The organism is Mycoplasma sp. 1578d (assembly GCF_024582695.1).
Lineage (GTDB): Bacteria > Bacillota_I > Bacilli_A > Mycoplasmatales > Metamycoplasmataceae > Mycoplasmopsis.
Window position 1 is genome coordinate 838,461 of sequence record NZ_CP102081.1, and the last position, 25,965, is coordinate 864,425.

Annotated in this window: 26 protein-coding genes, 1 rRNA gene and 1 pseudogene; 9 read left to right on the top strand and 19 right to left on the bottom strand. The window is 28.7% G+C overall.

The features are described 5' to 3' along the window. Nucleotides 1-78: 78 nt before the first annotated feature. Nucleotides 79-1,239, top strand: coding sequence for a DNA (cytosine-5-)-methyltransferase (dcm, locus tag NPA11_RS03305; RefSeq protein ID WP_257043505.1), 1,161 nt, complete (start codon nt 79-81; stop codon nt 1,237-1,239). 13 nt (nt 1,240-1,252) lie between these two features. Here the strand turns inward: dcm and rlmD are convergent, their stop codons facing one another. The 11 genes from rlmD to NPA11_RS03360 form a co-directional block, all read right to left on the bottom strand. Beyond that, complete coding sequence (gene rlmD / locus NPA11_RS03310) at nt 1,253-2,551, bottom strand: 23S rRNA (uracil(1939)-C(5))-methyltransferase RlmD (RefSeq protein WP_257043506.1); 1,299 nt, start codon at nt 2,549-2,551, stop codon at nt 1,253-1,255. Continuing rightward, nucleotides 2,535-3,077, bottom strand: a complete 543-nt coding sequence (gene rsmD / locus NPA11_RS03315) for a 16S rRNA (guanine(966)-N(2))-methyltransferase RsmD (RefSeq protein WP_257043507.1) — start codon at nt 3,075-3,077, stop codon at nt 2,535-2,537. The genes rlmD and rsmD overlap by 17 nt, the downstream gene beginning before the upstream one ends. 32 nt (nt 3,078-3,109) lie before the next feature. Further along, a complete protein-coding gene (locus NPA11_RS03320) occupies nt 3,110-3,661 on the bottom strand; it encodes a DJ-1/PfpI family protein (protein WP_257043509.1) in 552 nt (183 codons plus the stop codon). Beyond that, nucleotides 3,661-4,557: an MSC_0882 family membrane protein gene (locus NPA11_RS03325; protein ID WP_257043510.1), complete on the bottom strand. Its 897-nt coding sequence runs from the start codon at nt 4,555-4,557 to the stop codon at nt 3,661-3,663. The genes NPA11_RS03320 and NPA11_RS03325 overlap by 1 nt, the downstream gene beginning before the upstream one ends. A 137-nt stretch (nt 4,558-4,694) precedes the next feature. Beyond that, on the bottom strand, nt 4,695-5,819 hold the full coding sequence (locus NPA11_RS03330; RefSeq protein WP_257043511.1) for a hypothetical protein: 1,125 nt from the start codon (nt 5,817-5,819) through the stop codon (nt 4,695-4,697). Nucleotide 5,820: 1 nt separating this feature from the next. Next, a complete protein-coding gene (gene def / locus NPA11_RS03335) occupies nt 5,821-6,378 on the bottom strand; it encodes a peptide deformylase (RefSeq protein WP_257043512.1) in 558 nt (185 codons plus the stop codon). A gap of 116 nt (nt 6,379-6,494) precedes the next feature. Beyond that, entirely contained in the window at nt 6,495-9,440 is a 2,946-nt protein-coding gene (locus NPA11_RS03340; protein ID WP_257043513.1) for an AAA family ATPase, read from the bottom strand. Between the two features lie 9 nt (nt 9,441-9,449). Further along, nucleotides 9,450-10,130, bottom strand: coding sequence for a ribonuclease III (gene rnc, locus NPA11_RS03345; RefSeq protein ID WP_257043514.1), 681 nt, complete (start codon nt 10,128-10,130; stop codon nt 9,450-9,452). A gap of 2 nt (nt 10,131-10,132) precedes the next feature. Continuing rightward, on the bottom strand, nt 10,133-11,113 hold the full coding sequence (gene plsX / locus NPA11_RS03350) for a phosphate acyltransferase PlsX (RefSeq protein WP_257043516.1): 981 nt from the start codon (nt 11,111-11,113) through the stop codon (nt 10,133-10,135). A 1-nt stretch (nt 11,114) separates the two neighbouring features. Continuing rightward, entirely contained in the window at nt 11,115-12,746 is a 1,632-nt protein-coding gene (locus NPA11_RS03355) for a DAK2 domain-containing protein (protein ID WP_257043517.1), read from the bottom strand. Then, a complete protein-coding gene (locus tag NPA11_RS03360) occupies nt 12,739-13,035 on the bottom strand; it encodes a hypothetical protein (protein ID WP_257043519.1) in 297 nt (98 codons plus the stop codon). Before NPA11_RS03360 ends, NPA11_RS03355 begins: the two co-directional genes overlap by 8 nt. 145 nt (nt 13,036-13,180) lie before the next feature. Here NPA11_RS03360 and lysS point away from each other — a divergent pair, with 145 nt between their 5' ends. The 5 genes from lysS to NPA11_RS03385 all read left to right on the top strand — a co-directional run bounded on the left by lysS (nt 13,181) and on the right by NPA11_RS03385 (nt 18,083). Beyond that, nucleotides 13,181-14,656, top strand: coding sequence for a lysine--tRNA ligase (gene lysS, locus NPA11_RS03365; RefSeq protein ID WP_257043520.1), 1,476 nt, complete (start codon nt 13,181-13,183; stop codon nt 14,654-14,656). Further along, the gene (locus NPA11_RS03370) at nt 14,646-15,494 is read left to right on the top strand and encodes an HAD family hydrolase (RefSeq protein ID WP_257043521.1); all 849 of its coding nucleotides are present in this window, start codon (nt 14,646-14,648) and stop codon (nt 15,492-15,494) included. The genes lysS and NPA11_RS03370 overlap by 11 nt, the downstream gene beginning before the upstream one ends. A 17-nt stretch (nt 15,495-15,511) precedes the next feature. Beyond that, the gene (locus tag NPA11_RS03375) at nt 15,512-15,778 is read left to right on the top strand and encodes a PTS transporter subunit IIC (protein WP_257043959.1); all 267 of its coding nucleotides are present in this window, start codon (nt 15,512-15,514) and stop codon (nt 15,776-15,778) included. A gap of 225 nt (nt 15,779-16,003) precedes the next feature. After that, nucleotides 16,004-16,144: a hypothetical protein gene (locus NPA11_RS03380; protein WP_257043522.1), complete on the top strand. Its 141-nt coding sequence runs from the start codon at nt 16,004-16,006 to the stop codon at nt 16,142-16,144. Nucleotide 16,145: 1 nt separating this feature from the next. After that, nucleotides 16,146-18,083, top strand: a complete 1,938-nt coding sequence (locus NPA11_RS03385) for a thiamine pyrophosphate-dependent enzyme (RefSeq protein ID WP_257043523.1) — start codon at nt 16,146-16,148, stop codon at nt 18,081-18,083. A 77-nt stretch (nt 18,084-18,160) separates the two neighbouring features. On the opposite strand, the gene NPA11_RS03390 is transcribed toward NPA11_RS03385, so the two are convergent. Further along, complete coding sequence (locus NPA11_RS03390) at nt 18,161-18,586, bottom strand: hypothetical protein (RefSeq protein ID WP_257043524.1); 426 nt, start codon at nt 18,584-18,586, stop codon at nt 18,161-18,163. 78 nt (nt 18,587-18,664) lie between these two features. Here NPA11_RS03390 and NPA11_RS03395 point away from each other — a divergent pair, with 78 nt between their 5' ends. The 3 genes and pseudogenes from NPA11_RS03395 to NPA11_RS03405 all read left to right on the top strand — a co-directional run bounded on the left by NPA11_RS03395 (nt 18,665) and on the right by NPA11_RS03405 (nt 19,597). Next, entirely contained in the window at nt 18,665-18,985 is a 321-nt protein-coding gene (locus tag NPA11_RS03395) for a hypothetical protein (protein ID WP_257043525.1), read from the top strand. 48 nt (nt 18,986-19,033) lie between these two features. Then, nucleotides 19,034-19,138 (top strand): 5S ribosomal RNA (gene rrf, locus NPA11_RS03400). A gap of 139 nt (nt 19,139-19,277) precedes the next feature. Further along, nucleotides 19,278-19,597, top strand: a pseudogene (locus tag NPA11_RS03405) (thioredoxin family protein). A 44-nt stretch (nt 19,598-19,641) separates the two neighbouring features. Here NPA11_RS03405 and NPA11_RS03410 read toward each other — a convergent pair. The 7 genes from NPA11_RS03410 to NPA11_RS03440 form a co-directional block, all read right to left on the bottom strand. Continuing rightward, nucleotides 19,642-20,115, bottom strand: coding sequence for a hypothetical protein (locus NPA11_RS03410; RefSeq protein WP_257043526.1), 474 nt, complete (start codon nt 20,113-20,115; stop codon nt 19,642-19,644). A 60-nt stretch (nt 20,116-20,175) separates the two neighbouring features. After that, nucleotides 20,176-20,628 (bottom strand): hypothetical protein, encoded by a 453-nt coding sequence (locus tag NPA11_RS03415; protein ID WP_257043527.1) that lies wholly within the window; start codon nt 20,626-20,628, stop codon nt 20,176-20,178. 122 nt (nt 20,629-20,750) lie between these two features. After that, entirely contained in the window at nt 20,751-22,859 is a 2,109-nt protein-coding gene (locus NPA11_RS03420; protein WP_257043528.1) for a DEAD/DEAH box helicase, read from the bottom strand. Further along, nucleotides 22,846-23,781, bottom strand: a complete 936-nt coding sequence (locus NPA11_RS03425) for a DUF1837 domain-containing protein (RefSeq protein ID WP_257043529.1) — start codon at nt 23,779-23,781, stop codon at nt 22,846-22,848. Before NPA11_RS03425 ends, NPA11_RS03420 begins: the two co-directional genes overlap by 14 nt. Before the next feature lie 2 nt (nt 23,782-23,783). Continuing rightward, nucleotides 23,784-24,005 (bottom strand): helix-turn-helix transcriptional regulator, encoded by a 222-nt coding sequence (locus NPA11_RS03430; RefSeq protein ID WP_257043530.1) that lies wholly within the window; start codon nt 24,003-24,005, stop codon nt 23,784-23,786. Between the two features lie 191 nt (nt 24,006-24,196). After that, the gene (locus tag NPA11_RS03435) at nt 24,197-24,799 is read right to left on the bottom strand and encodes a restriction endonuclease subunit S (RefSeq protein WP_306429079.1); all 603 of its coding nucleotides are present in this window, start codon (nt 24,797-24,799) and stop codon (nt 24,197-24,199) included. Between the two features lie 25 nt (nt 24,800-24,824). Beyond that, entirely contained in the window at nt 24,825-25,964 is a 1,140-nt protein-coding gene (locus NPA11_RS03440) for a restriction endonuclease subunit S (RefSeq protein WP_257043531.1), read from the bottom strand. Nucleotide 25,965 lies beyond the last annotated feature (1 nt).

The following is a 25,965-nucleotide window of genomic DNA, read 5'->3' on the forward strand; positions in this document are numbered from 1 at the left end:
TATAAAAATAATATAATAGTGTTGAAAAAGGACAAATAGTCCTTTGTTTTATCCTTTATAATTAAACTAGGAGTATTTATGGAATTTATAGGACAAATTCAAGGTTTTTCAACACGTGAACAAATAAAGAACAAAAGACAAAAATTAAATATGACGCAAAAAGAGCTTGCTGATGCTATTGGTTTATCTAAATACGGGGACAGAACTATAAGGAGATGAGAAAATGGTGAATCTAGTCCTTCATTATTAGAACTAAAACAAATATTAGATTTTCCTGAAAAAGTGCCTTTTTTAAATAATGAAAAAGCTAAATTTTCAATGATTGATTTATTCGCCGGAATAGGTGGCATTAGATTAGGATTTGCACTAACAAATCAAATCAAGGTTGTTTTTAGTAGTGAAATTGATAAATTTGCGATTAAAACATATCGAGCTAATTTCGGTGATACTCCAAGTGGAGATATTACTAAAATTTCAACAAACCATATTCCCGATCATGATATTTTGGTTGGCGGTTTTCCGTGTCAAGCATTTTCTCAAGCTGGTAAAAAACTTGGTTTTGAAGATACTAGGGGGACATTGTTTTTTGATGTAGCTCGAATAATTTTAGATAAACAGCCTAAATGTTTCTTGTTGGAAAATGTTAGAAATTTAATCTCACACAATAAAGGAAACACTTTTAGCACAATCTTGAACACACTCAAATCACTTGACTATCAAGTTTATTACACTTTATTAAAAGCTAAAGATTTTGGGGTCCCACAAAATCGGGAAAGAATCTATATTGTTGGTTTTAATAAAAATCTTGTTCCTAATGCTGGAGATTTTTCATTTCCAAAACCAAGTAAGAAGAAAACAAAAGTTGGAGATATTTTACAAACTCAAGTCAATTCTAAGTACACTATTTCTGATAATTTATGAAAAGGTCATCAAAGAAGAAGAAAAGAACATAAGCAAAAAGGAAATGGTTTTGGTTATTCACTTTTTAATCACAACAGTACATACACAAACACAATTTCAGCTAGATATTACAAAGATGGAAGTGAAATTTTAATTGAACAAGAGAATAAAAATCCTAGAAAGTTAACACCAAGAGAGGCGGCTCGCTTGCAAGGGTTTCCAGAAGATTTTATCATTCCAGTAAGTGATACACAAAGTTATAAACAATTCGGAAATTCAGTAGCAGTCCCAGTCATAAATGCAATTGCTAAACAAATGCTTAAAGTCTTAAATAAATAAAGGAATAAGTTGCTTATTCAGATTTAGTTAAAAAAACTAGTGTTTCAATATGGTGTGTATTTGGGAACATGTCAAAAGGAATAATTTGCTCTATTTTGTATTGATTTTTAATAAATTCTTTAAGATCTCTTGTTAAAGTTCTCGGATCACATGATAAATAAATAACGTTAGACAGATTTTGTTTACTAATTCATTCAATCACTTTAATATCTAATCCCAAACGTGGTGGATCAATTATTAAAGTACTATTATTTGCAGAGATTGGCTTTTGTTCAATTACACTTTCTACTTTACCGGCATAATAATGAGCATTATTTACTTTATTTAATAATGCATTTTGTTTGGCTCGCTCAATTGATGAAGGGTTAATTTCAATTCCAATTAATTGTTGATAATGTGAACTTAAAATTTGTGAAAAAACTCCAACACCACAATAAGCATCAATTAATATATCTGCATCTTGCTGATTAACTATCTTGGCTTTAATTGTGTTTAATATTTTTTCAAAAACACTTAAATTTACTTGAAAAAAATTAACTGATTTCAAGGTAAACTTTTTATCTAGTAAATTCATTGTAAAATCTTGCTTATTAAAAATAGTAAAAATTTTGTTTTTCTTTTTCACACATAGATCAATAATAAAAGAATTTTCTTTAAGTAAATTAATTAACTTAATTGGTAAATCATAATCAGAATGTAAACTAAATAAAATTTGAGCTTGATTATTCTCGTTAACTCTAAACATGATTTCATCAATGAGTTTGAGTTTGTTTATTTTGCTTTGGAATACAAAATTGATTTTTTCTAAAACGTACATTAAAATATAATTTAATGATTTAAGATTAAGCGAAAAATCACTTACTTGAACTAAGGTATTGCTTTTATTAATATATTCAGCGTAAAATACTTTTTGGTTGTGTGCTTTTAGTGCATATCTTACTTTATTACGATAATTAAAGGGTAAATTACTTGGAACAATGTCTTGAATTACTTGCGAATTAATATTTAAGTTTTTTACTAGTAGATTTCTTAAATATTGATCTTTTCATTTTAATTGTGCATGATATTGTAAATTAATTAATGATGCTGAATTTGTTGAGATTTGGTTTTTATTTCGATGAATAGATCGTTTGATTAAAGTCTCCACTACACCATATCCATAATTAGAATGTAACTTTTCAATCTTAATAATAGCTTGCTCGTTTGGAAATAAGTCAGGAACAAAAATACGCTTTTGATTATAAAGAACCACTCCATAACCTTGATAACTTAATTCAATACATTTGACTTGAAACTTAATTTCAGCAGACATAAAGCAGTTCAATTCTCCCGTGTTGTTTTTGTTTATAAATCTTTAAATTTGATGGAATTATAATTTCTCTTGCAAGATCTGTTTCAATAATAATTTCTCCATCAGTAGTTAAAATTTGTTTGTGATTAATTAATTCTAAAGCATTATTGACTAACTCGACATTTTTAAACGGAGCATCGATAAAAATGAAATCAAAGTCTTCCTTGGTTTTGTTTAAATAATCAAGGGCATCAGTGTTAAGGGCTCTAATTTTTTGCGTTTTAAGTAAATTGAAATTGTTTTGAATTACACCAAAAGCATGTTTATTTTTCTCTATTGCCACAATTGAACTAGCTCCACGACTCTCGGCCTCTATACTCCAAGCGCCGCTACCAGCAAATAAATCTAAGCATTTCGAGTCAACTATTTTAAAGTGTAAACTTGCAAAAACAGCTTCACGGACTTTTTCAGTACTAGCTCGAGTCAGTTCTTTATCTGGCTGATTAATTTTTTTGTTTTTATAAATTCCTGCAATAATTCTTAACATGTGTTTCCTTTTTAAAAAAAGCACCCTAAGTGCTATTTTGTTGTTCTCATAGCTAGGTGAACTTTTTCAAGTGCTTCTTTACCATAAAAATGTTCAACTAATTCATATCCTAATTCCATAGCAGCATCAGCACAACGTGCAGTGATAAGATGTTTTTCTTTAAGTAAATTAGTAACATAATCTTGCTGATAATTCTTGCTTTTAAATGGCTCAGACCAAGTGCTTGGATAGGCTGAATAAGAAGTATTGTGATCGATTAAATTATGTTCTCTTAAAGTATTAGGGGTATCGCAAATGGCTGCAATTGGCCCATTAAATGAACTAATTAGTTTTAACGCCTGCTCGTTTGTTCTTAATAATTGAGCAGCAAATCCGCCTGGGATGAATAATAAATCATAATCAGCTAAATTAACATTATTTTTAATATTGTTAATTGCAAAGACTTTATATTGACTTAAAATACTTTTTTCTGTTGGATGATAATAATCTACCACAATATCAGGATCAGCTCTTCTTAAGCATGAAAGCGGAGTAACTAATTCCACATCATTAAATTTATTTTCTAAAATGACTAAAATTTTCATTATTTTTTCCTTCTTAAAACTCCACGATAAATTAAGAATAACATCAAAGCAAATGGTAATACATAAACTAAAATAAAGATAATTATGTAGGTATTTCTTCAAGCTTTATTAAGTGATTTTTTTGATTGATCAACAGCTGTAATAAATTGAGCAGCTTCATAAACAATTAAAATTTTCACATCAGCAATTCGTTTTTTGTTGTATAGCAGAATAAAAATATACAACAAGGTAACACTAATAATAACAAATAAGCTAACTCACAAAAAGGCAATTGTATTTCCAAATCAACCTTTAAAGATTTCCTGAAAATTAAGGTGAAGTTCAAATTTAATCGCACTATTTTCGCTCGTTTTAAGTTCTCACTCTCCTACATTATACAAAAGATAAATAATTAAAACAAAAAGAGCAAAAAACGTCATAAAGAAGACATAGAGCCAAGTATAGCTAATTAATTTTAGAGAGATTGATTTATATAAATCAGCAAATAAGGTACTAGCAGCTATATCTCCATTACTAAAACTCTCTCTATATCGTCTTTCAACATTTTTAAATGCTGAAAGACGAATTAAGTTTTTTACCAATAAATAAAAGGTGGTTAAAAACACTATTACAATAATAATCCAATTCAATATTCCTGAGTTGGGATTTTTAGCTGTATTAAGGAAATAATTACATAATCCTGCTGTAATTGTAGCTAAAAGAATTAATACTCAAAAGGCAATTCCAAATTTAAGAATGGTTTTTTCTTTATGAATAATTCGGTAAGTAGCTGGTGAAAGTTGTTTGTTGGGATCTTGATATTTGTTAATTACTTTTTCTTGTTCTTGAATGCTCTTTTCAAGTTGGTTGGTCGGTTGTAATTCAACTGTATCATTTGATGTTTTAGGTCGAAACATAATTAAACTCCTTTGTTGAGGATATTATAAAGAACAAATTTATCAAATATATATGAACTTTTTTATTTTTTAACCAATGATATAACTTTATAATAACAATTAATTTTGAGTTTAAGAACTTTCAAGCTGACTCTTTATTATTTGTTTTCTATATTTTTAATGCTTGTATTTAAATGATCTAAAACACTAGTAAGAATTTCCTCAGAAAAACCGCTATCTTTACCAAGTTTAGTATCAACTGTTTTACCAATTCAATCAATAACGTCTTTTTTAGCATCTGGCTTTAATAGGCCCACTGAATCGGTAACTAGCTTTAATTGTGAAGATAAATCTCCATTTTTAAGCTGATTGTCCAATTCTTTATTAACAGCATTAATTAAAATTTCTTTTTTACGTTCGGGTGTGGCTGTTAAATATTCTGGGTTAGATTTTTGTAATTCATCTTCGGCTTTTTTAATTTCAGGTGAATATGAATCAGCTAATTGACTAACTGTTTTGCCTTCACTGATTTTTACTTTATTTAAAGTATCAAGTGAATTTTTTCTCAATTCTGGGTCATTAAGAATGTTTACTAAAGGCTTAACTACATTTTCTTGGAATTTTTCTTTGTCTTCAGGACTTAATTTGCTGTAATCTTGTTTTAATGCTTCTTCAAATTTTTTATCATTTTGTAATGCCGATAATTTTGCAAAGTCTTTAAGTTTACTTACAAAAACTGAAGGATTTTTACTTTGGAAAAAGGTCATAAAACCAATGCTAAATTTAGTAAAGCCATCATCTTGCTTCTTGTTGGTTTGAAATGAAGCTGAAAGCGATACTACAGCAGGTACCATTAATAATCCAGTGCCAGATCCATATAAAAATCTTCTTCAAATTTTTGATTTTCTAGCTGCTTTTAAAGCTCTAAATTTCACTAAACAAATAATTGTATATACAATAAATCCAATTGTATAAATAGTGAAAAAGAACATAAGCGAAATATAAATTGGTAAATAATATATAATTCGTTCCGCTAATTCTTTATATTGATCATCCACCTCTTTTAATGCTGATTTTAAAATTGGAATTGATCCTGGTCCTGCACCCATTCCAAATAATAAAGCAACTCCAACGAGTATAACGAATTTTCATCTATAGAAAAATCCTCCAAAAATCCCTGAAACTATAACCCATAAAGTTAAAATGGTAAGAATTGCAGTTCCTGGACCATCGTTAAAAAAGTTTAATAATTTTTCTAAAGTGATTTGTGTTTGTTCATTCATATTAAATTAAAATTGTTCTCCTGTTTGGTTTCTTCCATGGATCTTTTTGATTGATACGATCAATAAAAAGTTTCCCATTAAGGTGATCTAACTCATGTTGGAAGATAATAGCTAAATAACCTGTTAAATCAAAGGTATACATTCCTTGCTTATTGAAGCTATAAGCTTGGACAGTGATCTTATAACTCCGCGGAACATAACCTTCTTGTTTTGGTCAATCTTCAGGAACCGATAAACATCCTTCTCCTTGTGATAAGGCAACTAATTGATCGCTTTTACGCACAATTTTCGGATTAAATAAAACATCCTTAAAAATTGGGTTTCCTTTGTCATCGGGTAAATAAACATAAAAAACGTTTTTAAGGACTCCATATTGAATAGCAGCAACTCCAACTCCGGGTCTAAATTCACTTCCTTCTTTTTGCGAATCATCAATGTGGTAAATCATTTTTTCGGCTAGTTCTATATCCTCTTGAGTTAACGGGATCGGGACATCAACTGATTTTTTCCGTAAAATTTGATCGGGTAAATTGACGATTTGAACCTCAAATTTTTTCATATGTTAAATTGTACTAAAATAAGGGGGTTAAACCCCTTATTTTCTTTTTTTATTTTTAAATTTTCAAAAAATATAAATAATGTGTCTTATAAATTATCTGAATCTTTAAAATAGTTTTATATTTGCTCTTTATTTTGTTCAATTAATTTTTCAGCTTCAGATAATTTGACTGAAAAGAAACTAGTCACTCCACGATTTTGCATGGTTGCTCCAAATAAATGGTCAACTCTTGACATAGTTCCATGACGGTGTGTAATAACGATGAATTGAGTTTGTTTCTTGAGTTCTTGTAAGTAGTTTGCATATCTGACCACATTTGATTCATCAAGTGCTGCTTCAACTTCGTCTAAAATGCAAAGCGGTAATGGGCGAGCTTTCAAAATGGCAAATAATAGTGAAATAGCAATTAGTGATTTTTCTCCACCAGAGAAAAGTTTAAGATTTTTAACGCTTTTTCCTGGGGGTTGTGCATAAATAGAAATTCCACTTTCAAGCACATTATTCGGGTCAACAAATTTTACTTGAGCACTTCCTCCACCGAACATTGATCTAAACACATTTTCAAATTCGACATTAACATCATTAACAATATTAGTTAAACGAGTAATAATAATTTTATCAAGTTCTGCAATGGCATTAAGCACAGTTTCTTTTGCCTCTTCAAGTTCGTCACGATTTGAAACATAAATATCATATTTAGATTCAACTTCTTCTAATTGAGCAATTGAATCTAAATTCACATTTCCAAGAGCGCTTATTTCTTTTCTCAGTTCATCAATAAGTTCGCGTGCTTTTTCTGTTGGAATTTCTAATTTATAATTGGCTATGGCATTTTCTAATGTTAAATTATAAAACCCAGAAAGTCTAACACGATTTTGTGCTAATTGATCTTGCGATTTTTCAACACTATAAAGTTTATTGCTGAAAGATTGAGTTAATTGACTAAATAATTTATTAGCTTCATTTCTCAGTTCATTTAACTGCTCAATTTCTGAATCAATTTTGTGTTTTTGTTGTAAGTTTGCACTTAGCTCAAAAAGATAATTTTTCAACTCTTTATCAAGTTGATTGATTCGTTCAACAGTAGTATTAATTACCTCACCATTAATTTGAGTTACATCAGTACCAATAAGTGAAAAATCAGACTGAATTTTATCTAGTTTAGCTTGAGCGTGTTGAATTGAAATAGCTGTTGCTGACAATTCATTACTATATGAAGTAACATAATTTTGTAAATTAATACTTTGATTTTTTAACTGTTCTAAATTATTAAAATTTTTCTGTTCAAGTGAGTTAATTCCTGGAATGAGCTTTTGTAATTCGAAAATTTTATCTTCAAGTCCTAAGATATCATCGCTTTCTTGTTTGGTCCCACCTGACATAATTCCACCAACACGAACAATATCGCCATCTTTAGTAACCACTAAATACTTTTTCTCGACAATTTTTGAGATCTTATTGGCAGACTGAATGTTATCTACAATAATAGCATTCCCTAATAAAAATTTATTTAGGACACTATATTTTTCATCAACATTAACTAATTCACTAGCAATTCCAATAAATCCAAGTTGATTACGTACCACAAGTGAATAATCATCACGAATGTGTTTTTCCTTAATTGAATTCAGCGGGATAAAGGATGCTCTTCCGCCATTATTAGCTTTTAAAAATTCAATTGCTTTCACCGCAGTTTCTGAAGTATCCACAACCACATGTTGAATATTTGAAGCTAAAATTGCCTCAATTGCACTAGCATATTCGCGATCAACTTTAATTAAATCACCAACAATTCCTTTTAATCCTTTAAAATTATGAGCATTGTCTAAAATAGTTTTAACCCCTTTATAAAGATTGCTTCTGCTTTGTTTTTTAGCATTTAAAATCTTAATTTGTGTTTCGATTTCATGTTTTTTTCTGCTTAAATTGTTGATTTTAGTTTGCAATTCATTAATTTCAACATTAACTTGAACTAATTTTTGATGAGTGTGTTCTTTTTTGGCTTGTACTTCATTTTGTGATTCTATTAAATGTTCAAGCATTTGTTTTTCTTCTAAATAAGCTTGTTGAAGAGCTTCTTTTTTCTCGTGTAAATTAGCTTTAACCTGTCCTGAAGCTATTAAGTTTCTATGAGCGGTTTCATTATTGTAAATAATTTTAAGTTCATTTAAACGAGTTTCGGTACTATTTTTCTTAGCTGATAGCTCTGAAATTTTCTTATTTAATTCACCTTGTTGGACTTTGCGTTGAGTAATTTTAGTGTTATATTCTTCGATTTTAACTTTATAATCGTTTTTGGTTTCCTCTACTCCTTCTAGTTCTTTATTAAGTTCGGAAACATATTGATCTAAACGCACTATTTCTTGAGCTAAATAAGCAATTTCAACATTTTGCAATTGATTTGATTTTTCTTTGTAAATTAAAGCTTTTTCAGCTTGTTTTCTAAGCGGTACGAGTTGTCTTTCTAGTTCGGAAATATGTGCTTGGATAACTCTTAATGACTCATCGGTTTTTTCTAATTTTCTTAGTGATTCAGTTTTTCTGAATTTATATTTAGATACTCCAGCAGCTTCCTCGAAAATTCCCCGGCGTTGTTCATCACTTGCTTGAGCAATATCACTAACTGTTCCTTGAGAAATAATAGCAAGTGAGCTTTTACCAATTCCAGTTTCCATGGCAATTGCTTTAATGTCTTTATGGCGGGCTAATTTTCCATTAATAAAATATTCATTGAGCGACTTATTGCGGTCTAATGAACGAGTGATTGAAATAATATCTTCTTCATAAGAAGTGAGGTTATCCTTGTTTTCAAAAGTTAAAGTTACGGTTGCTTTGTCGAGTGGTTTGGTGGTTTTTGAACCAGCAAAAATAACATCTTTCATTTCATCACCACGAAGTTCTTTTGCACTTTGTTCACCTAAAACTCACTTAATAGCATCGTTAATATTGCTTTTCCCTGAACCGTTCGGACCCACAATTCCTGCAATTCCACCATCAAAACGTAAAATTATTGGATCAGCAAAAGATTTAAAACCATGTGCTTCAATTTTAATTAGTTTCATATACTTCCTTTATTTTAATTTACTCAAAGCATCTTGAGCTGCAACTTGTTCAGCTTCTTTTTTTGAGTTTCCAATTCCAACCCCAAATATTTGTTTATCATGAATAACTTTGGCCAAAAATTTTTTATCACTATTTTGAGACACATTGTATGTCACACCGTCTTTTGAAAAGCTCTGAATATATTCTTGTAATATTGTTTTTGAATCTTTGTTGCTTTGAGCGTGAACCTTATCAATCACTGGAAAAATGTATTTTTCCACAAATTTTCTCGCTTCATCAATTCCCTGGTCTAAGTAAATGGCTCCAAGTATAGATTCAAAAACATCAGCTTTAACTTTGAGTGAATTTTTGACATCATTTGCTGTTTGTTTATATCCAGTTTTTAAAATATCCACTAGTCCCAATTTTTCGGATAATTCTGCTAATGTTTCAGTTCGAACAGCTGCTGATCGAACCCGAGTTTGTTTTCCTGGTTCTAAATTAGTGTATTTAAGAAAAATATATTCACTTGATAAAAAATTTAAGATTGAATCTCCTAAAAATTCAAGCTGTTCGTAATTGTTTAGCCCTTTGCGTAATGCAACATATGAAGAGTGTGAAATTGCACAAAAATATAACTTAATATTTTTAGGTTTAATTTGATGAAATTTTAAAAATTCTTCAAGTGATTTAGCTTTCATAATATTCATACTTAATTAATTTCTTTCAACATTTTATTTAATAAATCTTTTTCCATTGCATCCTTAAGCTGATTTAATGCTGAAAGATAACTCTTTTGATCACTTGAGCCATGTGCTTTTAAAGCCAAACATTTGACCCCAACTACTCACGCACTTCCAACGTTGCGATAGTCTAATATTTTCATGACATCTTTAAAAGCACTCTTAACTAATAAACCGCCTAATTTTCTTTTTAAATTTTTATTAATACTTGATTTTAGTGAATCAATTAGCGTTAACACAGCTCCTTCATAACTTTTTAACACTAAATTTCCGCCATATCCATCGATAATAGCCACATTAAAATATCCCCTAAATAAATCTCTGGTTTCTTGAAATCCTACATAATTAATCTTTGGATTTGTTTTAAGGTTCGCGTGGGCTTGTTGAACTGATTCTGAACCTTTATAATCTTCAACACCAATATTCAAAAGTGTTACTTTTGGAAACAATTCATTAAACATGGTTTTGTAAAAAAGCGATCCTAATAACGCTCATTCTTCAAGCCATTGTGATTTAACTTCTAAATTAGCCCCAACATCTAAAAAGATAAATTTTTGACCATTAATAGCATTAGCCACAGGCATAAATGCTGGGCGTGAAACACCGTTTAAGCGTCCAATTTTTAATGTTAGAGCTGAAATATAGCTTCCACTATCACCTGATGATAATAAACTATCAATTTTGCCTTGTTTATATAAATCAATCATTTGATTCATTGAAGTATTTTCTCTAAGTGTTTGTTTAATATTCTTAGGATCGCTTGGAACATTGAGATTAGTAATTAATTCTATATTATTGGGTAAATTGTCAATATTAGTGTTTTTTAAATCACCAACTAGAACTAATTTAATATCTTTATTAGCTTGTGCAAATTCACAAGCAGCTTGATAAGCTTCTCTTGGTCCATTATCATTTCCATTTACATCAAAACCAATTGAATATTTATACATCTTATTCAACTCCTATTAAAAAGTGATAATTTGGTTGATTTCCTTCATATATTTCCACTTCAATATCTCATTTTGAATTAATATAATTAGAAATTTCTTGGGCATCTTCATAACAAGATTCGTCCCCATAAAAAATAGTAACAATTTCTCTATTTTTGTTCATTAATTTGGAAATAATATGTTTAGCAGCGTCAATTGCATTTTTGCTAGTTTCAATGATTTTCCCATTTGCTATCGCTAAATAATCACCTGCTTTAATTCGTACGCTATTAATTTTGGTGCTTCTTACAGCAATGGTCACTTCACCTGAACCAACTCCTTTAATTGCGCTTTTGATATTAGCAAGATTTTCTTTAACTTTGTTTTCAGGATTATAATGGAATAATGCAGTAAGCCCTTCAATTTGTGTTTTAGTCGGAATTACGTGGACATTACAATTTTTAGTCGCCACAGCAGCTTGCTGGGCAACTAATGTAATATTTTTATTATTCGGTAAAATAAACACATTTTCTGCATTCACAGCTTGAATTGCTTCAATTAAATCTTGGGCTGAAGGATTTGATGTTTGACCACCTTCAACAATGTAATCACAACCATTTTCTTGCATGATTTTAATAATTCCAGTTCCTAAATTGCATGAAATAATTGCATTAGTCACTCGTTGACTTTTAGCTTGTGCCTTAGCAAATTCTTCAGATTGGGCTCGTGAATTATTAGCTTGTAAGGTCATGTTTTCTGATTTAATTTTAATAAATTCACCGTGTTTTTGGGCTATATTCAGCATATTCCCTGGTTTAAGAACGTGCCCATGAACTTTGAGTAAATTATCATCCTGTACAATTACCAATGAATTGGCAATTTTTTCAATTTTTTTAGTAAATTTATCTTTATCAAATTTGTCTGGTTCATTAATTTCAATTAAAAATTCAGTGCAATATCCAAATTCGCCATCATAGGTTTCACTATCAGAAATAAAATTAGCAATATCCTCACTTTTATCGCTTTTTTCAACTGGTCTACCTAAAAAATATTCGCTAATTCCTCATAGGATTTTATATAAACCTTCTCCACCAGAATCAGTGACTCCAACTTCTTTTAAAATTTTTAAAGAATTAGGTGTATTATCACAACTTTCGCGAGCATAAGTAACTGCATCAGCAAAGAAATTTTCTATTTCTTCTTCGCTTTTAGTATATTTTTGGCTTAATTTTTCAGCGGTTTCTCTAATAACACTTAAAATAGTTCCTTCAACAGGTTTAAAAACTGCTTTATAAGCTCTTGTTGCCGCTGAACTGAACGCAATCGTTAAATCATGGCAATTAAGTGTTTTTTTGTCTTTGATTCCTTGATAAAAACCTTTAAAAATCTGACTTAAGATAACTCCTGAATTTCCTCTTGCTTCATAAAGCATATCATTAGCCACTTGAGCAGCAACTTGGGCTACGTTCTGTTCTGACACTTTCATTAAATTCATTCTCGCACCATTCATAGTAGCGGCCATATTGGTTCCTGTATCTCCATCAGGAACTGGAAACACATTTAATGCATCAATTTGATTTTTAGCATTTAAAAGAGCATTGGTTCCGGATAATAATGCATCTGCGAGCTGTTTACCGCTAATATTTTTAGACATTCTCCACACCTCTGATAAAAATAGTTATATTATTTACTTTTTGATTATGTTTTTTTAATTCATGTTGCATTTGACTTTGTAGTTCTTCAAGAACACATTTAGCTGGAACACCATTTAAAATGCTCACAGCAGCAATAAAATCTCAACCTTGCGGAGTGTGAAAAACCTCAATCAAATCAACATAGTTGACATTATTTGTGTTTTGCGTTTTATTAAGATTGTCTTGATTAGCTTGAATATTAACAATCCCAGGAACAGAAGAGAGTGTTTGTACAAAAAGTTGTTTCATTTGCAATAGTTCCATATCCTGACCCCAAATTAAGTATTTATAATTATTTATATTTTACATTTTTTTCACAATTTAAGTGGCTATAAATGTTTAAGATAAGTATAAATTTAATATAATTAAAAAATACTGACTAAGGAGATAGAAAATGGAGACCAAACTGAGTGAACAAGAACAAATCAGAAGAAATAAATTAAAACACTATCAACAAATGGGTATTAATCCATTTGTTCAGGCTACTCAATTACAAAAATTAACTTATTCAAACCAAATTATTGAACAAAATCTTGAATTTACTAAAGAACAACTTGAACAAAAAGAGATTCCTTACGCTATTACTGGGAGAATTTTGACCATGAGAGGTCCTTTTATTTTAATTAAGGACTATCATGGAAAAATTCAAGTTTATTTTAATAAAAAGCAACATCAACAGCTGGCTGAGCTTGTTGATACTTTTGATTTAGGGGATATTATTTATGTTCAAGGTATAGCCATGAAAACTCACACTGGCGAAGTTACTCTTAAAGCTAAAGAAATTAAATTGCTCAGCAAAGCACTTAAACCACTTCCTGATAAATATCATGGATTATCTGATGTAGAAGAAAGATATAGACATAGATATGTGGATTTAATTGTTAATCCAGATAGCGTCAATACTTTTTGAACAAGAAGTAAAATCATTAGCGCGATTCGCTCATATTTTGATAATTTAGAATACATGGAAGTTGAAACTCCATTTTTACACGATTATTTATCTGGAGCAAGTGCTAAACCATTTAAAACTCATCATAATGCTCTTGATCAAGACTATTTTTTACGAATTGCTACAGAAATTCCACTTAAGAAACTTCTTGTTGGTGGAATTGATCGTGTTTATGAAATTGGTAAAATCTTCCGTAATGAAGGAATTGACACCACTCACAATCCTGAATTTACTTCAATTGAGTTTTATGAAGCTTATTCAAATCTACAAGGTATGATGGAGCGTACTGAAGAATTAATTAAATCTATTGCTTACAAACTTAATAAGCAAAAAGTGATTAATCGTGGCGTAGAAATTGATCTCACTAAACCATTTAATCGCATAAACATGATTGATGCTGTATCTAAAGCTACAGGCACAGATTTTCGTAACATTAGCTTTGAACAAGCTGTTCAAATTGCTCAAAAACACAATATTAAAGTTGAAAAATTCTTTAAACTTGGTCATATTATTAACGAACTTTTTGAAGTATTAATCGAACAAACTCTCATTCAACCTACCTTTGTTTACGGACATCCAATTGAAATATCTCCACTTACTGCAAAGAGCCAAGATCCACGTTTTACCGAACGAGCCGAATTATTCATCAACACTAAAGAATATGCTAATATGTACACTGAGTTGAGTGATCCAATCGATCAATTAGAACGTTTCAAAGAACAATTAAACGAAAAAAATAACGGAAACGATGAAGCAAGTGATATTGATTGAGACTTTGTTGAAGCCCTTGAATATGGGTTTCCTCCTGCTGGTGGTTGCGGAATTGGGATTGACCGCATAACTATGCTTTTAACTGAAAAAGATTCAATTCGTGACGTTTTACTATTCCCTACCATGAAGAGAAAATTAAATGGAAAATAAATATATCTTTGCGTTTGATTTGGATGGAACTTTATTAAAAAGAGACGGAACAATTGATTCTTTTACTCAAAAAGCAATAAGTTTTAGTGCTTCTAAAGGACATTACAATGTCCTTGCCACAGGACGAGGAATTTTAAAAGTCAAACACCTAGTTGAAAACAAAATTATTCAAGATGTTCATTACGCTGTTTGTTCAAATGGATCAATAATTTGAGATATCAAAAACAACAAAACTCAAATTTATGGTTATCTGCCACAAGAAGTTTATTACAAAGTTCGTAAGCACGCATTAGAACATGAATTATTATTAAATTTTGATACTGATCAGCTGAACGGTACAATTATTGCTACTAAAAATCAAAATAAATATCCAGCTTGAATGAGCAAAGAAGAACGAAAACGTTTTAAGGTTTTTAGAGAATTAGAACTTGAACATTGCGATCATCTTTCTGGTTTACAAACTACCAAGCTACTTCAAATGTCTTTAAAAAGCTCAAAAGAACTTTGGCCAATTGTAACCAATAAACTCAAAGAAGAATTAAAAGGTCAAGCAATTGTTTGTTTAACCAATTTCAATTACACTGATATCAATCCAATCGGAATCTCTAAATATCAAGGAATTAAGAGATTATTAGACGATTTAAAGTTAACTAATAACAATTTAATTACTTTTGGCGATAGTGGTAATGATTGTGAAATGCTTATTAATTCTCGTTTTGGTTTTTGTATGTCAAACGGAACTCAAGAAGCCAAAGATATAGCTCATAAAATTATTGGGGACCACGAGAGCGATACTATAGGACAAACAATATATGAGTTAATTAATCCAACTAAATAAAAACAAACTTGAAAGGTTTGTTTTTATTTATATTTGTCGGGGTAAGATTATTTATTAATCAACCGGTACTAATATACAAGGGAATTAATGATATATTAATCAAAAATTCTAAAGCTACTTTAGATAGTCCTGTGGTGTTTCTGTATGCACCAAATGCTGTAATAATTGGCTTTATATCTTCATTTTTTGCTGGTATAATTGGTATGTTCATAACAATTGGACTTGGTAAAGCATCGCTAATTCCTGCTATATTTCTTCCTAGGTTGGTCTACACTTTTTCTTAAGTGCTACTTCTGGGGATTAGAAATGTTAAAGGTGGAATTATTGTTGTCATTGTTGGACCGTTTTTTGGTATTTTAATTATTACCTTTATCCTCGTTTTCTTTGTTTTAGGAAACTGAATTCCAACTAATACTAACCAATTAGGTATGTTAATTTAACAAAATAACGAGTTAAATACTTCGGTAAATTAGCCCAATTAAGAAGATACTGATTATTTAATTAATTATGTGTCTAGATTGCTAGGATTAATCCCTAAAGCCGGTAAATTTGTTGCTTTTAGTGTTATTATCCTTACTTATCTAGGATTAGCTACCGATGGACTAATTAAGAAATTTATTCTAAAGAAAACAAATAAGGGTGCTCAATAAAATGTACAAAAAACAATTTACTCACAAAGATTTTATAGCTAATATGCGAGCTGTCGCAATTGATGGAATTAATAATGCTCACCAAGGACATATTGGAATGGCTCTTGGTGCATCAGAAATTTTTTACTCAATGGTTGGAGAAATTTTAAAATTCTCGCCTTCACATCCAAGATGATTCAATCGTGATCGCTTTGTTCTTTCAGCTGGACACGGTTCAATGGGACTTTATTCACTTTACCATTTAATGGGATTATTAACTTTGGATGATATCAAAGCTCATAAAGTGCTTCATTCAAAAACTCCTTCACATCCAGAAATTGAAAAATTAGATTACATCGATGCATCAACTGGGCCACTTGGTCAAGGAGTTGCTATGGGTGTTGGAATGGCTTATAGCAACAAATATTTAAGCCAACAATTTAACCAAAAAGACCTTAAAATTATCAATCACGATGTCTTTGTTTTATGTGGTGATGGAGACTTACAAGAAGGGGTGGCTTTAGAATCACTTGCCTTTGCTGGAACTAATAAATTAGATTCGCTAATTTTAGTACATGATTACAATAATATGCAAATTGATACCTCAGGAACTGAAGTTAATAATCTTGATTTTGAAAAATTCTTCCAATCATTAAAATTTAAAACCATTATTTTAAAAAATAACCGTCCTGAGACTATTATTAAGGCAATTAAGCAAGCTCAAAAAAACTCTCGTCCTACTTATATTCAAATTCCTACTATTATTGCCTTTGGAACTAAAGTTGCCAATTCTCCAAAAGGACACAATGGAATTTTAAGTCCACAAGCTACTATTGAATACAAACAGGGGTTAGGCCTTACTCATACCAATGAATTTGAATATGATCCTCAAGCGTATGAATATGGAACTAAATTACTAAAACCTAGAGATAATTTATACTCTCGTTGAGAGAAAAAATTAGCTAAATATAAAAAATTATATCCACAATTACACGAACAATTGCTTTCAGTCATTAATAAAGAAAAAGCATTTGATTTTAGTGATTTTAAATTCGTTAAAACTAATGTTGCTTTAAGAGATTATGTTGATGAAATTATGAAATTCATGGACAAACACCACACTAACTTTTTGGGTGGTTCAGCTGATTTACGCGGAGCAACTAAAGTCGGATTTGATTCAAATCGCAACATTAAATATGGAATTAGAGAATTTGCTATGGCAGCCATGAATAATGGAATTGCCCTCCATTCAGGTTTAACTACTTTTGGAGCAACATTCTTAGTTTTTGCTGATTATGCTAAAGCAGCTCTTAGACTTGGTTCTATTATGGAATTACCAAATATTACCGTCTTTAGCCATGATTCATACCAAGTTGGGGGAGATGGTCCAACTCACCAAGGAGTTGAACAAGTAACAGCTTTACGTAGTATTCCAAATTACCTTGTCTTTAGACCAGCTGATGAAAATGAGGTTCTTAACTCATTTAAATACGCTCTTGCTCTGAAACAGTCTCCATCAGCAATTGTAGTAACTAGACAACCATTAAAATCGTTTAATTTACAAAAAGATACCTTTACTCCAGCATACTTTATTAAACAAAATGATCAAGCTCAAATCAACCTGCTTGCAAGTGGTTCAGAACTTGAATTAGTGTACAAGGTATCTGAGCAATTAGAACAAGAAGGAATTAAAGCAAATGTAGTCTCGGTTCCTTGTTTACAATTAATGCTTAAAGATCAAGAATTAATGCATTCATTACAATTAAACAAATTACCAAACTTTGCTGTTGAAGCAACTAATGATCCATTGTGATTTAAACTAGCTCAATTGAGCAAGTTTGATGCTCATTTAGCTGAATATTTTGGACACTCAGCTCCTGGTGATGTGGTTTATGAATTAAATGGATTTACAGTCGAAAACATATTAGCTAAAGTAAAAGTTTTTTATCTAAATAATTAATAATTTATCAATAGTTATTGATAAGTAGAATTAAAAACTTAGTCCCGTATCAAGCAGGACTAAGTTTTTTAACTGTTTTAAAATTGATTGTTTTCTGTTGGTTCATTTTTGATAAATAAAGAACTAATAGTTAAACTAATAATAATTAAGTTAGAAATAATAAATAACAAATATCCCATGGTTTGTTTTTCAACGCTAATTAATCCAATGGCTAAGCTAGTGATAAAAATGTTTAAAAAGGCAAAGATTAGTACAAAAAACCAAAATTTGGCGTTTTTAGAATCTTTTGCTCGTTTATAACTAATAGTTGAGCCAAACGCACTTAAACATATCATTCAACTAAATGGTACAACTAGTAAAAACATATACGAAATAGTTTGATTGGTTAACAAACTAATCAAAAAACCAATTAACCCTAATGATAAAAACAAAAAGGTAAAAATTTGTGGTTTGTTGATATTAAGCTTGTTATGATTGTGTAAAACATTCTCTGAATTGTTCATGATTTTTATTCCTGTTAAATTTAAATAATATTATAAACTTTTAAAGTTGTTTATGTAAATAATTGTACAATTTAATATATGAACAAATTCCAAACACAATCAGCGGCTGAATTAAATCTATCGTTTGATTTTGAAATTACCGATTTTCAAAATCGTAAATTCGAAATCACCATTCACAAAATGCTTAGAGATTTGCCTTTTAATGATAGTTTTTTTGAATGATTTATGGAGGATTTAATTTACTTTTTTGCCAAAAACAAATACCAACTACGTTGAGATATTGAAACTGTTTACTTTACTGGGATCAAAAATTTAAACCTATCCCCTCAAGATGAACAAAAATTTATTCTATTATTAACTAATTCAGTAAGCAATTTTGATATTGTTGTCAGAAACTAAAAAAATAAAAAAATATTTGCTTTTTATTTTTTTGTGTTATACTTTTTGTACAGTGATTATAGCAGCGGGGATCACCTGAACCCATTCCGAACTCAGTAGTTAAGCCCGTTAGTGCCGAAGATAGCAGAGATGCAAAAATAGGGGTTGCTGTTTTTTATTTCCTTTTTAAAAATAATCGAACAACCCCTTTATTCATTAATTAATGATAAAAATGCATTTTTTATATTAAAAAATGGTACAAAATAAACTTTTTCCCTATTTTAGATAGATTTGTGTATAATTATTACAAATCATACGAAAGGAACTTATGGTTAAAGAATCAACAAAAAACGAAGTTTTAGAAACTGTAAAGAGTGGTTTCCATTTAATTGTCTTCCATGCTAAATGGTGTGGAATGTGTAAAATGTTTGGTCCAGTACTCGAAGAATTATCAAAAAAGATAATGTTAGTGTATTAAAAATTGACGTTGATGATGAAAAATTATATGCAAGCGAAGAAAAAGTTCAGTCAATCCCTTATGTACTTGTTTACAAAGATGGAAAAGTTGTACACAAATTGTTAGGGTACAGACCTTACGAACAACTTAAAGAAGATCTAGCATCTTATTTATAATTGATAATAATAAAAAACTTCTCGTTAATTAACGAGAAGTTTTTTTATTCGGTTTGTTGAAATAATAATCTTTGCGATTCTCCAATAGTAATTAATACTCAAATTATAAAAGCTGTTTGTAAAATTGCGAAGATTATTAAAAAGATTAGTCACACAATTGGGATTAAAATTAAAATAATTAAAAAAGGAAAGATAACCACTGAAATAATACTAATGATAAAAATGATATTGTATTTTCCAATCTGTTGATTGTCTTGTTTTTCTATATAATAATTTTTGATTTGACTAATAAAAACAATAAAGAACACACCTAATAAAACAAATGTAATCATTAACATGATTATCAAAATAAAAGTCAAAATTATTCCAATCCCTATTGATCCATATGCTCCGCCTATTGCAAGAGCTCCAGTAATAAAAATCATTATGATTAAAAGTAAAAATAATGAGATTGGAAGAATTAACAATGGAATTGCAAACTTTTTAGCTCTAGAAAGTTTTTGTTGTATATTATTCATAATACCTTTCTTAACGCATTTTATTAAATTTATGTAATTCTGAAACTAATATTTCATTTTTTATAATTCTGTTTTATCATCAATCATCATTTTTTCTTGATCTTCAGTTTCTTCTAATGGTTTTTCATCTGGTAATATTTCGTTTATTCTAAGTATCACTGAAAATCAACATATCAACATTAAAAAAATCATCAAAAATGAAAAGAGACTAATAATAAATAAGTGTTCAAACACTTTTGATGATACTTTGTCTTTTTCATTTATAAAATAAATTGATATTCTACTTAATGATAAAGTTATTAATACATGAAGAATAAATAATATTGAAAACAAAAGTGCTAATGTAATACTAAAACCAATGGCTCCGTTTTTTGCTAAAGGATTAATTAGTATACTTTGTTTAACACCTCAAATAATAAACGCAATTGTAATAAATGTAATAATAAGATAGATAAAAATAGATAATCGAGCACGAGATCTAACTTTTGTTAATTCGAATTTTAAAGTTTCCATTTATTCCTTTCATAAATATATATTTATTAAATTATAAGTTAAAAAAGGAAAACACGCAAATTCAAAGAGTTTCTGTGCTTATTTTTAATTGTTACAAACTGGCAAAATAAGAACAAAATCTATTAAATAATCATTTTTTCAATAACGAATTTAGAAATTACGCTTATTTTATTTTTAATTTTTTGATAATTTTCCCTTAATAATAATATTAATTGATCTATTGATTCAAAATTATCCCCTATTATTTCTTTAATTTTTTGTATATCTAAATCATATATACCCATATCTTTTAACATTTTGCTTAAAGGAGAATTTAAAAAATATTTATTTTCTATTACTTTAGTAATATGAGTCTCAATAACATTTATTTTTTCTTCTGAAACATTATCTAATTGCATAAAGAAGATAATTGGAATTATTTTTTTATAAAAAGTGTGCTCTAAATAACTATTTTTAATTTTTAAAACTTCGTTAATTATAGCGTTGGTATTTGATTTTTTAAAATTAAATTTTTTTAAAATTTCTTCAACTATATTTCTAACATTTGGCAATGATTTATAAGTTAATAAATGAATAATATTAATTTTTATGTTGTCTCAAAATTTTATTTTTTCTATCCCTTCAATTATTTTATATATTTCTTTAACAATATCTCGCTTACCTTTAGAAGAAAATTGTTTTATAGCATCATATAAATATAATTTATTTTGTTTAAATCTATTGTAAATATTTTTAATTGTAGAAAATCTGAATTGCATCGCAAACCTTGTTTTATATTCTTCGTATGAAATATCCATATCTTTAAGTAGTTGTAAAAAATCTGGATGTTTTTTATAATTTTCAGAATTAATATCCATATCTATGCTTTCTTGATCTGTAAGTTCAAATTGAATAGACTTTAATGCGTCTTTTTTGTGATATTCACTATCATCTGGTCCTTGAATATAGTGGGCTGTGCCTAAATAATGTTGAGATAATCTTCCTGTTCTTCCAATTAGATTAAAAAAATCAAACGCATCAAAATTTTTATCTCTTATTTTTGGTTCTGTAATAATAATATTTTCACATGCGGTATTAACACCTTCTAATAGAGTAGATGTGCATAACATTATATTATATTGACTGTGAATATCATCAAACAAAGATAATTGAAACATTCTAATACCTAACGATATTTGTCCGTGATGAACTAAAATATTATTTTTCAAGGCTTTTAAAATAGTTCATTCTTCATGAATTTCTTTAGATGCTCATTCAATAAAATTTTCTAGTTTTTTATTTCTATTGATTACTTTATTGTTTGTGTTTAAATTATTAATAAATTTATTTAAGAAATTAACTGTAGGAAAATAAACTAATAATTTGGTGTCTTTGAGTTTTTTGATTAATTCAATTATTTTCTTATTTCTTTCCTTTTTTATTTCATTTTTTTTCTTTTTTTTCTTTATTTTGAGACTATATGTAATAACATCATTTACGACAGGAGAAAAATCACTGGAGAAAAATATTGGTTTTTTCTCTAATTTATCTGTATTTTGAATTTCCTTTAAAAAAGGAGCTAGTAATAAATATTTCTTTGATATCCTCATTAAATTTTTATATGCTAAATTTAAAATTAAAACTCTTTCATCATTTGGATCGGTTTTGAGTTTATAAACTTCATCTATAACTAAAAAATCTATCTCAGAAAACAGCGAAATATCTGAGTTATGAATAACTCTTTCTGGAGTTAATATAAATAAATTACTTTTATTGAAATCAGGTGTCTTCTCTAAATCAACGCTTATATATAATTTATAATTTTTAAAAGCATCTTTATATCTTCTGATGATTTTTTGTTTATATTCATCAACTAGAGCTAAGGTCGGAACAATTAAAACAACATTTTTGGGTTGATGTTTTGCAATATATTCAAACACAACAAATGTTTTCCCAAAACTAGTAGGAGCACTAAAAATAATTCCCTCATTTTCTTCAATAATGCTTAATATTTTCATTTGTTCAGGATGCAAAGAAATATTTTCGTCTATATGACTATAAGCGAAAGCATTATAAATCGCTGATTTAAATGAGTATTCTTCCGAATACATATTAAGTCCTAAATGGAACAATGAATCTGCGTTTTCTATTTTTCATTCTTTTTCTTTTTTATTGTCCTTTGCTTCTTTTAATTCCCTTATATAAATATCTCTGTTTTCTTGAACGCTTATTATCTCTTTATTTGTATTCATGTGATTTATTTACCGCCACTCTTATTGCATATTCCATAAATTTGTTTTTATCAATTAAAGGAAAAGAAATCAATATATATTTTGTTTTTAATTCTAATTTGTCTTCTTGGTTGATCTTTTTTAATTGCTCTAAAAAATTTTTAATATTATTTTGCATATTCCCTTGTATACTATCACCATGAGCAATGAAAACTGGTATGACAATAGAATTAATATTTGCTTCTTTAATAAATTGATTAAGAGTTGTGCAGACATCAATTTTATCTTTATATTTATCTAAAAATAATTTGTTAAATTTTAATTTATCATTCGATAAAACTATTCGATATTCTTCAATAAGGTTCTCTTCATATTCTTCTAATGTTTTATTGGCATTTTCAATCCCTTTTTTTAACTCTTTGTAAACTTTTGATTCACCAAATAAAATTTCATCTTTTTTATCATCATAAAATAACACATCTATTCCATTTACACTCATATTTCCATCAGTGATCAATTTAAGTTTCGGGATTATGTAATGATACCCAAAATATTTTGATAAAAATAAATGGAAAATATATTCTCCAATTTTTCCTGCTTTATCTTTTCCTATTAGTAGTTTATTATCTTTGTTTTTAAAAACTTCGTGTTCACCTTTAATGATTTTTTCTAATTCTTCTTTTAAGTCAAATGGTCCCAACTTTTCTAACTCTAAATTTAAAAATAGACTAATATTGGTATAAAGTTTTTTGCGTGTTTTGTCATTTATTTCGAATTTAAGACCTGTATTTTCTTCGGTATAAAGAAGTAAATTTTGCTCATTAAATATATATGAAACCAATCCACTTATAAATTTCTTTTCATCTTGAAAATCTAAGTATAAAAAGCTATATCTATTATCCAAATTATAAATTTGAAAGTTTTCAAATTTCTCTGTTTTCATTTTTACTCTTTCTTAGATCTATTATCTTTAATGCATTCAATGATATTTGATATATCGCAATCTAACTCAGTACAAATTCTTAGTAAAACATCAGTTGTGACATTTTTGTCATTTTTTAATTTATAAAAAGTGCTTTTGCTGATTTTGGCTCTTTCCATTAATTCCTTGTTTGTTATTTCTTTATCTATCAGCAGTTTTCATAATGGTTTAAAACTAAATTTCATTTTCTTGCTCCTTGGTTTTCGAGTTGTTTTGTATTAAACTAAAATATATCTTCAACACAATCTAAAAACTTTTATATAAGATATAACGTTCTGTTTTTAGAAACTTTTTTATTCTTAATACCAATCTTATACTAATATTTAAATTTAAGTAGTTTTTAACCATAAAAAACACCTTTTGAAGGTGTTTTTGGTTATTTAGGCTCTGCTAGTAATCAATTTCGATAATATTGATATTGTTTGTTGACAAGATCAATTTCAGCAGGAAGACCTTGTGTCAGCCCGTTAGTTAATTCTTCAAAGTTATCTAAAATATCAACTATTTTTTGTTGGGTTTGAATATCTGGAAGGGTTATATTTAGATTAAGAAGGCTTTCTTTGGGTAGAGAAAGTATTTTTCCGCCATAAGCTTGTTTTTTAATAATCTCTTCTTGATTTTTTAGAAAATAATATAAGTATTTATTTAAAAGCGTTGATTCATCTGTGGATTTAACAATATAACAATGTGAGCTTGCTCAAAATTTAGATTTTTGAAAATCAACATATCCTGCTGCCCCTCCCTGAGCAATCGTGATTGTGTTTTTTTGTTCATTATATTCGTCAAAATAACCAATAGGAGACATTCCGCCATTAATAACTGGATATTTTCCATTATTAATCATATTATCTTTATTAAGTTGCTTACCTTTTGTTAAAACTATATATTTGTCTAGCTTAACCGAATTTTGTATTTGTAAAGTTTCTGAAATTACGTCAAAAAAGACAAAATTAATAAGTTTAATAAGAGAATTTATTAAGCTGTCTTTAGTTAGCTGTCTTTAGTTAGCTGTCTTTAGTTAGCTGTCTTTCAACTTCTGATGTTTGGAATATATCGTTTGTAAATGTTAATAATTTATCTCTGTAATATTGATATTGTTTATCTCTAAGCTCAATTTCTGCAGGTAAACCGATATTTAAATCTTCACAAATTTGTTCAAAATTATCTAATACATCAACAATTTTTTGCTGAATTTTGAAACTTGGAATAAGAATTTCTATATCAGAAATATAAGAAGGATAAATATTAGGTATGCCACCTGTTGATTTTAAAGAATAAATATATTCTTGTTTATTTTTTAAGAAATGAAATAAGTATTTTTGATTAACTACCTCTTCATTAGCATGAATAGTGAAACAATTTGAAGCATAAATTGGTGTATCTCAAAAAGCAACAAATCCTGCATAACCAGATGAAGCTACTGTTATTGAATTTTTGTCTCTGTTTGGAATATCTGTATATTTTTTAACTTGTGTGCCACTTGATACTACAGGGTATTTAGTCCCTTCTGGAATGTCAATTTTTCAAGTTCCTCTTTCAAATGAAGCAACGTCTTTTAATTTTCGTCTTTTAATATCAGTTAAATAATTAGTGTTTAAAAGTTGGTTTCTATAGTATGAATATTGCTTTTTTCTTGCTGTTAGCTCGGCTGTTAGCTCGGCTGTTAGCTCTTGGGAATAATCGGTCAATAAATCTAAGATTCTAATAATTTTTTCTTGTTCTTTAATGCTTGGTACAAGAATTTCTATATCAAAAATATAAGAGGAATAAATATTGGGTATTCCACCTGTTGATTTTAAAGAATGAATATATTCTTGTTTATTTTTTAAGAAATGAAATAAGTATTTTTGAAGAACAATTTCTTCATTAGCGTGTATAGTGAAACAATTTGAAGCATAAATTGGTGTATCTCAAAAAGCAACAAAACCAGCTCCTGCCCCAGATGAAGCTACTGTTATTGAATTTTTGTCTCTGTTTGGAATATCTGTATATTTTTTAACTTGTGTGCCACTTGATACTACAGGGTATTTAGTCCCTTCTGGAATGTCAATTTTTCAAGTTCCTCTTTCAAATGTAGCAATATCTTTTAATTTATAAAGTTTAAAATTCGTTGATCTGTTTTTTGTTAATTTTTCTAATTGCATT